Consider the following 12,448-nt stretch of genomic DNA (forward strand, 5'->3'; position numbering starts at 1 on the left):
AGCGCGGGCGCGCGCGGCGTGCGTGTGGCCGTATGCGCTCTACCGCCCCGGGCGCGGCGGTGGCAGGCTGCCGTGCATGGGGGCATCGAGGCGGATTCGGCACCTGCCGCGCGGGCGGCGGGTGAGGGCCGTGGCGGTGCTCGCGGCGGTCGCCGCGGGCGGTGCCGTCGCATGTGAACCCGGCGGGCTCAACGCCGCGTCGGCGGCGTCCACGACCGACGTGACGGCGACGGCGGAGCTGAACCGGCGTCACACGACGGTGAGTTGGCTCAGCTGCATAGGCAGGGACGACGACGGCGGACGGACGCGCACGGCGGGGCGTCAGGGGAACCGGTCGCCGTCGGCGTCCGAGACCACCGTGGTCACCGTGGACTGCCAGGGGGAGACGAAGGACGGCCGGAAGATCTCCGTCACCGGGAAGGTCACCCGGGCCGTCGACGGAGCCTGTGTGCGCGGGGACCTGACCGCCAAAGTCGGCGGCAGGGTCTTGTTCCACGTGGGTGGCCTCGGCAACTGCGACGCCACGACCGGGCCGACGTACCGGCCGCCCGTCACCTACCGGCCCACCCACGGTCAGCCGGAGCCGGCGGTCACGGTGACCGTCACCCGGACGATCTGGTGCCAGGGCGATCCCACCTGCTGGCCCGTCCGGGGCAAGTGAGGCCGCACCGCCGCCGGTTCGTGTGCGGGGGGAGCCATCCGACCCCTGTCCGTCGCCGCCGCCCCTGCGTAGGGTGATCACGTGACTCAGCCCGCATCGTCTCCGTCGCCCGCATCGCCCGCCTCCTCCGCGTATCTCCGGTTCCCGTATCTGCGCGGCGAGTTGGTCGCCTTCACCGCCGAGGACGACGTGTGGCTCGCGCCGCTGGACGGCGGCAGGGCCTGGCGGGTCAGCGCCGACAACGTGCCGGCGAACCACCCCCGTATCTCGCCCGACGGCGCCTTCGTCGCCTGGAGCTCCACCCGTGACGGCGCTCCCGAGGCGCACATCGCCCCGGTCGCCGGCGGTCCCGCCAAGCGCCTGACGTACTGGGGGAGTTCGAAGACCCAGGTGCGCGGCTGGACCCCGGACGGCGAGGTCCTCGCGATCAGCACCCAGGGCCAGGCCAGCCTGCGCCGCACCTGGGCGCGCGCCGTCCCGCTCGACGGCGGACCGGCAACCACCCTGCCGTACGGGCCCGTCGGCGATGTCGCGTACGGCCCGCACACCGTCCTGCTGTCCGCGCCGATGGGCCGCGAGGCGGCCTGGTGGAAGCGGTACCGGGGCGGCACGGCGGGCAAGCTGTGGATCGACCGCGAGGACACCGGGGAGTTCGTCCGGCTGCACGAGGACCTGGACGGCAACCTCGAATACCCGCTGTGGGTGGGGGAGAGGATCGCCTTCCTCTCCGACCACGAGGGCACCGGCGCGCTGTACTCCTCCCTCGCCGACGGCTCCGACCTGCGCCGGCACACCCGGTTGGACGGTTTCTACGCCCGGCACGCCGCCACCGACGGCACCCGGGTCGTCTACTCCAGCGCCGGTGAACTGTGGCTGCTTGACGATCTGGACGGCGCCGAGCCGCGCCGGATCGACGTCCGGCTCGGCGGGCCGCGCGTCGACCTCCAGCCGTATCCGGTGAACGCCTCCCACTGGTTCGGCTCGGCGGCCCCCGACCACACCGCGCGCGGCAGCGCGGTCGCCGTGCGCGGCGCCGTCCACTGGGTCACCCACCGCTCCGGTCCCGCCCGCGCGCTCGCCGCCGAGCCCGGCGTACGCACCCGGCTGCCGCGCACCTTCCGCGCCGAGGGCGAGGAGTGGGTGGTGTGGGTGACGGACGCCGAGGGCGACGACGCCCTGGAGTTCGCGCCCGCCACCGGCCTGGCGCCCGGCGCCACCCCGCGCCGGCTGGGCGCCGGGCAGCTCGGCCGCGTCCTGGAACTCGCCACCGCCCCCGACGGCAGCCGCGTCGCCGTCGCCTCGCACGACGGCCGGCTGCTGCTCGTCGAACGCGAGAGCGGCGAGGTGCGCGAGGTCGACCGCAGCGAGCACGGGGACGTCGGCGACCTCGCCTTCTCGCCCGACTCCGCCTGGCTGGCCTGGTCGCACCCCGGGCCGCGCCCTCTCAGCCAGCTCCGCCTCGCCAACACCACCGACCTGTCGGTCACCGAGGCGACCCCGCTGCGCTTCCGGGACCACGCGCCCGCGTTCACCCTCGACGGCAAGCACCTCGCCTTCCTCTCCCACCGCTCCTTCGACCCGGTCTACGACGAGCACGTCTTCGACCTGGCGTTCGTCGAGAGCTCCCGCCCGCACCTGATCACGCTCGCCGCGGCGACCCCCTCGCCGTTCGGCCCGCAGCGGCACGGCCGGCCCTTCGAGGCGCCCGACAAGGAGGAGACCCCGGACAGCGAGGGTGTCCCGGCGACCCGGATCGAGCTGGAGGGCCTGGCCGACCGCATCGTGCCGTTCCCGGTCGAGGCCGCCCGCTACTCCAACCTCCGCGCCGCCAAGGACGGCGTGCTCTGGCTCAGGCACCCGGTGCGCGGTGTTCTCGGCGCCTCCCGCGCCACGCCCGACGACCCGGACCCGAAGACCGAGCTGGAGCGCTACGACCTCCTCCAGCAGCGCATCGAGCATCTCGCCGCCGACGCCGACCACTTCGCGGTCAGCGGCGACGGCAAGCGGGTCCTGCTGTGGACGGACGGCAAGCTCAAGGTCGTGCCGAGCGACCGGCGCGCCTCCGGCGACGAGGACAGCGACTCCAACATCACCGTCGACCTCGGCCGGGTCCGGCAGACCGTCGACCCGGCCGCCGAGTGGCGGCAGATGTACGAGGAGACCGGCCGCGTCATGCGGGACCACTTCTGGCGGCCGGACATGGGCGGCGTCGACTGGGACGGCGTCCTCGACCGCTACCGGCCCGTCCTGGACCGGATCGCCACCCACGACGACCTGGTCGACCTGCTCTGGGAGGTGCACGGCGAGCTGGGCACCTCGCACGCCTACGTCATGCCGCCCGGAGGCTTCGGGCACGGCACCCGGCAGGGGCTGCTCGGCGCGGACATCTCCCGGCACGAGGACGGGAGTTGGCGGATCGACCGGGTCCTGCCCTCGGAGACCTCCGACCCGGACGCGCGCAGCCCGCTCGCCGCTCCCGGCGTCGCGGTGCGCGCCGGGGACGCGATCGTCGCGGTCGGCGGCCGCCCGGTCGACCCGGTGGCCGGCCCCGGCCCGCTGCTGGTCGGCACGGCGGACAAGCCGGTCGAACTGACCGTCCTGCCGGCCGGCGGGGGCGACCCGCGGCACGCGGTCGTGGTCCCCGTCGCCGACGAGGAACCCTTGCGCTACCACGCGTGGGTGGCCGACCGCCGCGCCTACGTCCACGAGCGGTCCGGCGGCCGCCTCGGCTACCTGCACGTACCGGACATGCAGGCCCCCGGCTGGGCGCAGATCCACCGCGACCTGCGCGTGGAGGTGGCCCGCGAAGGGCTCGTCGTCGACGTCCGCGAGAACCGCGGCGGCCACACCTCCCAGCTCGTGGTGGAGAAGCTGGCCCGGCGGATCGTCGGCTGGGACCTGCCCCGCGGCATGCGGCCGGAGAGCTACCCGCTGGACGCGCCCCGCGGCCCGGTCGTCGCCGTCGCCAACGAGTTCTCGGGATCCGACGGCGACATCGTCAACGCGGCGATCAAGGCGCTGGGCATCGGGCCGGTCGTCGGCACCCGCACCTGGGGCGGCGTGATCGGCATCGACAGCCGCTACCGCCTGGTCGACGGCACGTTGATCACCCAGCCCAAGTACGCCTTCTGGCTGGAGGGTTACGGGTGGGGCGTGGAGAACCACGGGGTGGACCCGGACGTCGAGGTCGCGCAACGCCCGCAGGACCACGCGGCGGGCCACGACGCCCAACTCGACGAGGCGATCCGCCTCGCGCTTCAGGCGCTCCAGGAGACGCCCGCGAAGACGCCGCCGTCCCTGCCGTGACCGTCCGGGGGCCGAGGCCCCCGGACCCGGCCGGATCCGCGCGCCCTGGATACCATGCCCCCGTACCCGATCAACCCGGCGTGAGGAGCACCGCATGGCAGGGGAACCCCAGGGCGACTGCCTGTTCTGCAAGATCGTCGCGGGACAGGTCCCGGCCACGATCGTCCGCGAGACGGAGACGACCGTCGCCTTCCGGGACATCAACCCCCAGGCGCCGACCCACGTCCTGGTGATCCCCAGGGCGCACTACAAGGACGCCGCGGTCCTCGCCACCGAGGCTCCCGGACTCGCCGCGGACGTGCTGCGCGAGACGCAGGCGATCGCCGACGAGGACAAGCTGGACAGCTACCGCATCGTGTTCAACACCGGTTCCGGCGCCGGCCAGACCGTCTGGCACGCCCACGCGCACGTCCTCGGCGGCCGCGGCCTCGAGTGGCCCCCCGGGTAGGCCGTCGTGTCCGTACGTGAACTGGTCGTCCTCGGCACCGCCAGCCAGGTGCCCACCCGGCACCGCAACCACAACGGCTATCTGCTGCGCTGGGACGGCGAGGGCATCCTGTTCGACCCCGGCGAGGGCACCCAGCGCCAGATGCTGCGCGCCGGGGCCGCCGCGCACGACCTGAACCGGATCTGCGTCACCCACTTCCACGGCGACCACAGCCTCGGCCTGGCCGGGGTGATCCAGCGGATCAACCTCGACCGGGTGCCGCACGAGATCACCGCCCACTACCCGCGTTCGGGCCGGCGCTTCTTCGAGCGCCTGCGCTATGCCACCGCCTACCGCGAGACGGTCGAGCTGACCGAGGCGCCGGTCGACGCCGACGGCGTCCTCGCGACGACCCCGGCGTACACCCTCGAAGCCCGCCGGCTCTCCCACCCGGTGGAGTCCTTCGGCTACCGGCTCGTCGAGCCGGACGGGCGCCGCATGCTGCCCGAGCGGCTCGCCGCGCACGGGATCAAGGGCCCGGACGTGGGCCGCGTCCAGCGCGAGGGTTCCCTGGGCGGGGTGCCGCTGGAGGCCGTCAGCGAGGTGCGGCGCGGACAGCGGTTCGCGTTCGTCATGGACACCCGGCTGTGCGAGGGCGTGCACGCGCTCGCCGAGGGCTGCGACATGCTGGTCATCGAGTCGACCTTCCTCGACGAGGACGAGCAACTGGCCGTCGAGTACGGACACCTGACCGCCGGTCAGGCTGCGCGGGTGGCGCGGGATGCCGGCGTGCGGCATCTGGTCCTCACCCACTTCAGCCAGCGGTACACCGACCCCGGGGGAGAGTTCGAGCGGCAGGCGCGGGCGGCCGGGTTCGACGGCGAGCTGACCGTGGCGCGCGACCTGCTCAGAGTGGCGGTTCCGAAACGCCGCTGACCAGGTCGTACGATGTTGCGATGCCGCTGCCGAAAGCCGAACTGCACCTGCACGTCGAAGGCACCCTGGAGCCCGAGCTGGCTTTCGAGCTGGCCGCGCGCAACGGCGTCGAGCTGCCCTACGCGGACACCGACGCGCTCCGCGAGGCCTACCGGTTCGAGGACCTCCAGACCTTCCTGAACCTGTACTACGAGCTCATGGCCGTCCTGCGCACCGAGCGGGACTTCGAGGACCTGGCCGACGCCTATCTCGCGCGGGCCGCCGCGCAGGGCGTGCGGCACGCGGAGATCTTCTTCGACCCGCAGGCCCACCTCTCCCGGGGCGTCGGCATGGGCACAGTCGTCGACGGACTGTGGCGGGCGCTGGGCCGCAGCCAGGAGAAGCACGGCGTCTCGACCCGGCTGATCATGTGCTTCCTGCGCGACGAGTCCGCCGAGTCGGCCATGGAGACGCTGGAGGCCGCCAAGCCGTACCTCGACCGGATCGCGGGGATCGGACTGGACTCCGCCGAGGCGGGCCACCCGCCGGCGAAGTTCCGCGAGGTGTACGAGGCCGCCGCCGCCCTCGGGCTGCGGCGCGTGGCGCACGCCGGCGAGGAGGGCCCGCCGGAGTACATCGCGCAGGCCCTCGACGTGCTCGGCGTCGAGCGCGTCGACCACGGGCTGCGCTGCATGGAGGATCCGGACCTGGTCGCCCGACTGGTGCGCGACCGGATCCCGCTGACCCTGTGCCCCCTGTCGAACGTGCGCCTCCGCGCGGTCGGCACGCTGGCCGACCACCCGCTGCCGGCCATGCTGGACGCCGGCCTGCTGTGCACGGTCAACTCCGACGACCCGGCCTACTTCGGCGGCTACGTCGGCGACACCTTCGACGCGGTCCGCGACACCCTGGGCCTGGGCGAGGACCGGCTGCGCGAACTGGCCCGCAACTCCTTCCTCGCCTCCTTCCTGGAGCACGACGAGGAACTGCGCCGGCGGTACCTCGCCGAGGTCGAGGCGTACGAGTTCCCGTAAGCCCCCGCCGAACCCGTCTCCCGCATGCGCCGGGCGCCCTGTGCGCCCGGCGCATGCGGGTTTTCGGACGTCTGCGGGTTTTCGGGCGGCCGACCACGCGACCCCCGAAGGCCCGTTGACGGAGCATGTTCGCGTTTCTAAACTCCGTTCCCATACATGGATAGCGTCTATGTGGGGAGATGGCCAGGGTGAGTCCGGAGACGAACACCGCGGGTCCGTCCGATGTGGTGCGCAGACTGCGGGAGGGAATGGCGGGCGGTGTGCTGTCCTTCCCGCTGACGGCGTTCCACGACGACGGGTCGCTCGACCCCGACGGCAGCCGCGCCTACCTGGCCGCTCAGCTCGCCACCGCGCCCGGCGCCGTCTTCCCGGCCTGCGGCACCGGCGAGTTCTTCTCGCTGGACGAGGACGAGTACCGCCAGGTCGTCTCGATCGCCGTCGAGGAGGCGGCGGGCCGGGTGCCCGTGGTGGCGGGCGCCGGGTACGGCTGGGCGCAGGCCGCACGGTTCGCGCGCATCGCCGAGGAGGCCGGCGCCGACGCGCTCCTCGTCCTGCCGCACTACCTCGTCGCCGCCCCGCAGAACGGACTGGCCGCCCAGCTCGAACAGCTCGCGGCCCGCACCCGGCTGCCGCTCATCGCCTACCAGCGCGGTCAGGTGGCGTACGGCCTGGAGGCGTTCCGGCGCATCGCGCGGATCCCCTCGGTGATCGGCCTCAAGGACGGCCGCAGCGACCTCGACGCCCTCCAGCGGCTCACCCTCGCCGCCCCCGAGGGGTTCCTGTTCTTCAACGGTGCCCCCACCGCCGAGATGCAGGCCCGCGCCTACGCGGCCGTCGGCGTCCCCGCCTACTCCTCCGCCGTGCACGCCTTCGCCCCGGAGATCGCGAACGCCTTCTTCGCCGCGCTGCGGTCCGGAGACGGCGGCTCCGCCGACAAGCTGCTGCGCGACTTCTACGTCCCCTTCGTCGAACTGCGCGACCGGGTGCCCGGATACTCCGTGTCCCTGGTGAAGGCGGCCGCCCGGCTGCGCGGGCGCCCCGTCGGACCCGTCCGGGCCCCGCTCACCGACCCCTCGCCCGCCGACCTGGCCGACCTGAGGGAACTGCTGGACGCGGGACTCGACATGGTGGGGGCCGCCCTGTGACCCGCGACCTCACCGTCACCGAGGTACGGCTGACCCCGATCCTGATCGCCGACCCGCCGCTGCTGAACACCCAGGGCGTGCACCAGCCGTACACCCCCCGCCTGATCGTGGAGGTGGTGACGGCCGACGGGATCACCGGATACGGCGAGACCTACGGCGACACCAAGTACCTGGAGCTGGCCCGCCCCCTCGCCGACCGGCTGACGGGACGTCGGATCACCGACCTGAACGGCCTGTTCGGCCTCGATCTCGCCGTGGACGCCTCCCGGGTGGAGAACGCCGTCGACGTCGGCGGGCTGCGCGGCGTCCAGACCGCCGACAAACTGCGCCTGTCCGTCCTGTCCGGCTTCGAGGTCGCCTGCCTGGACGCCCTCGGCAAGGCGCTCGGCCTGCCCGTGCACGCGCTGCTCGGCGGCAAGGTGCGCGACTCCGTCGAGTACAGCGCCTACCTCTTCTACAAGTGGGCCGGGCATCCGGAGGGCGTCGACTGCGAGAAGGACGACTGGGGCGCCGCCCTCGACCCGGCGGGCGTGGTGGAGCAGGCGCGCGGGTTCACCGAGCGCCACGGCTTCACCTCCTTCAAGCTCAAGGGCGGCGTCTTCCCGCCCCAGGAGGAGATCGCCGCCGTACGGGCCCTGGCGGAGGCCTTTCCCGGACACCCGCTGCGGCTGGACCCCAACGGGGCCTGGTCGGTGGAGACCTCCGTGGAGGTGGCCCGGCAGCTCGGGGACGTCCTGGAGTACCTGGAGGACCCCGCCCTCGGCACGCCCGCCATGGCGGAGGTGGCCGCCCGGACCGGCGTTCCGCTGGCCACCAACATGTGCGTGACGACCTTCGCCGAGATCAAGGAGGCGTTCACCTCGAACGCGGTCCAGGTGCTGCTCTCCGACCACCACTACTGGGGCGGCCTGCGCAACACCCAGCACCTGGCGGCTCTGTGCGCCGCCTTCGGCGTCGGCGTGTCGATGCACTCCAACACCCATCTGGGGATCAGCCTGGCCGCGATGACCCACGTGGCGTCCACCGTGCCCGGCCTCCACCACGCCTGCGACACCCACTACCCCTGGCAGTCGGAGGACGTCCTGACCGAGCGGCTCACCTTCGACGGCGGCCGGATCGCCGTCCCCGACGGCCCCGGTCTCGGCGTCGAACTCGACCGGGACAGGCTGGCCTTCCTGCACCGCCGCTGGGCCGAGGACGACGGCCGCCTGCGGGACCGGGACGACGCGGCGGCGATGCGCGTCGCCGAACCGGGCTGGACCGCCCCGCCGACCCCCCGCTGGTAGACGCGGCCCGCGCTCCCCGGCGTGAGCGCCGACGCGTCGTCGGCGCTCTGGTGCACACTGGCCGGACCAGTACCACGTCAGGGAGCGCACCGTGACCGCGTCCAACACGTCCGCCGGAGCGGGACCGGCTTACCCGGAGGACCGGGAGGACCGGGGAAACCTCGCGGACCGGGGAAACCTCGCGGACCGGGAGGACCTCGTTGACCGGGAGGACCGGGAGGACCGGGAGTACATCGTCGGGGCACCGCACGCCCACGTCGATGCCCAGGTCGACCCGCTGGCCGGGCTGCGCTCCGCGGACGATCCGCCCTGGGACGTGTACCTCACGGGCACCGTCTTCCTCGACATCATCTTCACCGGACTCGACTCCGCCCCGGTGCGCGGGACCGAGTCCTGGGCGCGCGGGATGGGGTCGAGCCCCGGCGGGGTGGCCAACATGGCGACCGCGCTGGCCCGCCTGGGACTGCGGACGTCCCTGGCGGCGGCCTTCGGAGACGACCACTACGGCGACTACTGCTGGGACGCGCTGGAACAGGGCGAGGGCATCGACCTGTCCCCGTCCGGCACCGTGCCCGGCTGGCACTCGCCGGTCACCGTCTCCATGGCGTACGAGGGCGAGCGCACCATGGTCTCGCACGGCCACGAGCCGCCCCCGGAGGCCGTGTTCCTCCAGGAGGGTGTCCCGGAGTGCCGGCCCCGCGCGCGTGCCGCCGTGGCCTCTCTGACGCCGGGCCGGCGCTCCCCGTGGATCGCCCAGGCCGCGGGCGAGGGCACGCGCATCTTCGGGGACGTCGGCTGGGACGACACCGGTGCCTGGGACCTGGCGGGCCTGTCCGACCTGGAGCACTGCGAGGCGTTCCTGCCCAACGCCGAGGAGGCGATGCGCTACACGGGCACCGACTGCCCGCGCGCCGCGGCGCACGCGCTCACCGCGTTCGTCCCGATCGCGGTGGTCACCCTCGGCTCCGAGGGCGCCTACGCGGTCGACCGGCGCACGGGGGAGAGCGCCGAGGTGCCCGCCATCGCGGTGGAGGCACTGGACCCGACCGGCGCGGGCGACGTCTTCGTGGCCGGCTTCGTCACCGGCACCCTGGCCGGCTGGCCGCTGGCCGACCGCCTGGCCTTCGCCGGCCTCACCGCCGCCCTGTCCGTGCAGGAGTTCGGCGGCTCCCTGTCGGCCCCCGGCTGGTCCGAGATCGCCGCCTGGTGGCGCCGGGTCCAGTCGGTCGAGGGCCAGGACCCGGAGGCCCTGCGGCGGTACGCGTTCCTGGAGGACCTGGTTCCGGAGGCGAGCGTCGAGCCGTGGCCGCGGCGCCGGGCCGTGCCGACCATCGGGTTCCGCAGGCCGGCGTGACCGGTGCCGCGCGGGACCGCGCGGCAGGCCGCCCGCTACGGCGGATTCCACGTCCTCGGCGAATTCGGTGGATTCCGCCACGACTCCAAGACCGGCGACGTCGTTGACAGGTGACGTCCGCCGCCCGATCATCGGCGGCGACCGAGCGCGATGAGGCAAGCAGCCTCCGGCCTCCTGACTCCCTCCGTCGAAGGACACGCGTCGTGCGCAGAAGAACACGCAGACTTAGAGTGCTCCTCGCCGTTTCCGGCCTCGTCCTCGCGCTGCCCGTCGCGTTGACCACGCCGGAACCGGCCCAGGCGCGGCCGCGGACCGGGGCCGCCCCCGACCGCCGAGCGCCCCGGTTCACCCACTCCGCGCGTCAACTCAGTTTGACCGTACCGGCGGGCCGCAACACCCCCGGTTACGCCTTACGGGTGGCGAGGAATCAACTCTCGTTGACGACGGACCGTTCGGGCGGCACAGTTCTGGCCACCGCGGGCGGCGACACCGGCGCACTGCGCTTCCGGACCGCCGGCGGATGGCAGCACGCCACCCGTGTCACCGACTGGACCTGGCGGAACGGCACGCTCGCCCTCACCGCCGCCACGACGACGCCCGGTGTCACCGTACGGGCCCGGGTCACCCCGTCCGCCGACCGCTACCGGCTCGACTGGCAGGTCGTGGGCACCGCCCCCGAACGCCTCGGCCTCGCCTACGACTTGCCGTCCGCCGGCCACTGGTACGGCCACGGCGAGACCCAGACCCCGCACGGTGGCCCCGCCACCGACCAGCCCTGGCCGCTCGACAGCGGGCAGGTCGCCGACCCGGCCTTCGGGCCGGCCTCCTACTACATGGTCGACCCGTTCTGGTACACGTCCTCGGCGGCCGGACTGCACGTGGACACCGGGCACGTCATGAACGTCGCGATCAACCAGGACAAGGACGGTCTCGGCCGCTTCGACATCGAGTCCGCGGACCCCTACCGGGCCACGGTCTTCGTCGAGTCCACGCCGCTGGAGGTCTACCGCGACTACGTCGGCGTCGTGGGCAGGCCGGCCAAGAGCGACGCCACCCAGCGGCAGTACGCCGAGCCGGTCTGGAACTCCTGGGCGCAGTTCTACACCCACGTCGACCAGGCGCGGCTCCTCGGCTACGCCCAGGCCCTGCACGACCACGGGATCACCGGGCACACGCTCCAGCTCGACGACAAGTGGGAGTCCGACTACGGGAACATGACCTTCGACGCGAAGGCCTACCCGGACCCCGGGGCGATGTCCCGCCGGATCCACGCCCTCGGCTTCGACTTCGGCCTCTGGGTGACGCTGTGGATCAACCTGGACTCCGACCAGTACCAGTACGCCGCCGACCACGGCTATCTGCTCGGCGCCGCCACCGATCCCGCCGAGCCGTGCCGCGTCACCTGGTGGAACGGCACCGCCGGCATCGTCGACCTCGCCAACCCGAAGGCCAGGTCCTGGTACGAGGGGCGGCTGCGCGGCCTGATGAGCACCTACGGCGTGGACGGGCTGAAGTTCGACACCCGCTTCTTCGACGAGCGGTGCGTTCCCCGCGCGGGCGCCGAACCCACCGACTACCAGCGCCTGGGTGCTCAACTCGCCGACAAGTTCGACCTCCAGGGCGTCGGCATCCGCGTCCACTGGGACACCACCGCCCACCGGGCCGGGTTCGTCACCCGTCAGCTGGACAAGGGCACGGGCTGGAACTCCCTGCGGGCCGCCGTCACGCAGAACCTCGCCATCTCCACCATCGGCTACCCCTTCGTCACCACCGACATGATCGGCGGCTCCAGCGGTCAGCCCGCCCCCACCCGGCAGGTCCTGGTCCGCTGGGCCCAGGCCGCGTCGCTGATGCCGCTCATGTACGCCTCCACGTCCCCCGTCGAGACCGTCGACGTGACGACCGGCAGGAAGGTGGTGTACGACGCGCGGACCGCCGCCCTCTACCGCGAGGCCATCGCCCGCCACGGCCGCCTCGCCCCCTACATCCGCGACCAGGTCCGGCACACGCTGCGCACCGGCGACCCGATCATGCGCCCGCTCTTCTTCGACTTCCCGCACGACGAGCGGGCGTACACGATCACCGACGAGTGGATGCTGGGTCCCGCGATCCTGGCGGCCCCCCAACTGACCGACGCGCCCGCCCGCCCCGTCCACCTCCCCGCGGGCACCTGGTACGACGTCACCCACGCCCGCACCCTGCACGGCCCCCGAACCATCCCGGCCTACACCACCCCCCTGAACGCCACCCCGGTCTTCGTCAACCTGAACGCAAAGGAAGCGAAGAAGGCCCTACGGGCCCTGCGCTGACCCCCACAGGA

At 73.4% G+C, this 12,448-nt stretch carries 9 protein-coding genes; all 9 read left to right on the plus strand.

The genetic code is table 11. The features are described 5' to 3' along the window. Positions 1–76 precede the first annotated feature (76 nt). The 9 genes from ACIQMV_RS13795 (at position 77) to ACIQMV_RS13835 (ending at position 12,437) form a co-directional block, all read left to right on the plus strand. Positions 77–661 (plus strand): hypothetical protein, encoded by a 585-nt coding sequence (locus tag ACIQMV_RS13795; RefSeq protein ID WP_402592798.1) that lies wholly within the window; start codon positions 77–79, stop codon positions 659–661. Between the two features lie 81 nt (positions 662–742). Continuing rightward, positions 743–3,967, plus strand: a complete 3,225-nt coding sequence (locus ACIQMV_RS13800; protein WP_402592799.1) for a S41 family peptidase — start codon at positions 743–745, stop codon at positions 3,965–3,967. 94 nt (positions 3,968–4,061) lie between these two features. After that, the gene (locus tag ACIQMV_RS13805; protein WP_225075087.1) at positions 4,062–4,415 is read left to right on the plus strand and encodes a histidine triad nucleotide-binding protein; all 354 of its coding nucleotides are present in this window, start codon (positions 4,062–4,064) and stop codon (positions 4,413–4,415) included. A 6-nt stretch (positions 4,416–4,421) separates the two neighbouring features. Next, complete coding sequence (locus tag ACIQMV_RS13810; RefSeq protein ID WP_401771062.1) at positions 4,422–5,330, plus strand: ribonuclease Z; 909 nt, start codon at positions 4,422–4,424, stop codon at positions 5,328–5,330. A 20-nt stretch (positions 5,331–5,350) separates the two neighbouring features. Continuing rightward, positions 5,351–6,343, plus strand: a complete 993-nt coding sequence (locus ACIQMV_RS13815; RefSeq protein WP_402592800.1) for an adenosine deaminase — start codon at positions 5,351–5,353, stop codon at positions 6,341–6,343. 179 nt (positions 6,344–6,522) lie between these two features. Continuing rightward, a complete protein-coding gene (locus ACIQMV_RS13820) occupies positions 6,523–7,488 on the plus strand; it encodes a 5-dehydro-4-deoxyglucarate dehydratase (RefSeq protein ID WP_141361051.1) in 966 nt (321 codons plus the stop codon). Then, a complete protein-coding gene (locus ACIQMV_RS13825) occupies positions 7,485–8,774 on the plus strand; it encodes a glucarate dehydratase family protein (RefSeq protein ID WP_402592801.1) in 1,290 nt (429 codons plus the stop codon). Before ACIQMV_RS13820 ends, ACIQMV_RS13825 begins: the two co-directional genes overlap by 4 nt. A gap of 232 nt (positions 8,775–9,006) precedes the next feature. After that, positions 9,007–10,128: a carbohydrate kinase family protein gene (locus ACIQMV_RS13830; protein ID WP_402592913.1), complete on the plus strand. Its 1,122-nt coding sequence runs from the start codon at positions 9,007–9,009 to the stop codon at positions 10,126–10,128. 230 nt (positions 10,129–10,358) lie between these two features. Further along, positions 10,359–12,437, plus strand: a complete 2,079-nt coding sequence (locus ACIQMV_RS13835) for a glycoside hydrolase family 31 protein (protein ID WP_402592802.1) — start codon at positions 10,359–10,361, stop codon at positions 12,435–12,437. Positions 12,438–12,448 lie beyond the last annotated feature (11 nt).

Origin of the sequence: Streptomyces sp. NPDC091412, assembly GCF_044756885.1 — a bacterium.
Lineage (GTDB): Bacteria > Actinomycetota > Actinomycetes > Streptomycetales > Streptomycetaceae > Streptomyces.

Bases quoted from the DNA above. Each gene is read 5' to 3' on its own strand.
- ACIQMV_RS13795 (WP_402592798.1), top strand. From the start codon at position 77: ATGGGGGCATCGAGGCGGATTCGGCACCTGCCGCGCGGGCGGCGGGTG.
- ACIQMV_RS13805 (WP_225075087.1), top strand. From the start codon at position 4,062: ATGGCAGGGGAACCCCAGGGCGACTGCCTGTTCTGCAAGATCGTCGCG.
- ACIQMV_RS13815 (WP_402592800.1), top strand. From the start codon at position 5,351: ATGCCGCTGCCGAAAGCCGAACTGCACCTGCACGTCGAAGGCACCCTG.
- ACIQMV_RS13820 (WP_141361051.1), top strand. From the start codon at position 6,523: ATGGCCAGGGTGAGTCCGGAGACGAACACCGCGGGTCCGTCCGATGTG.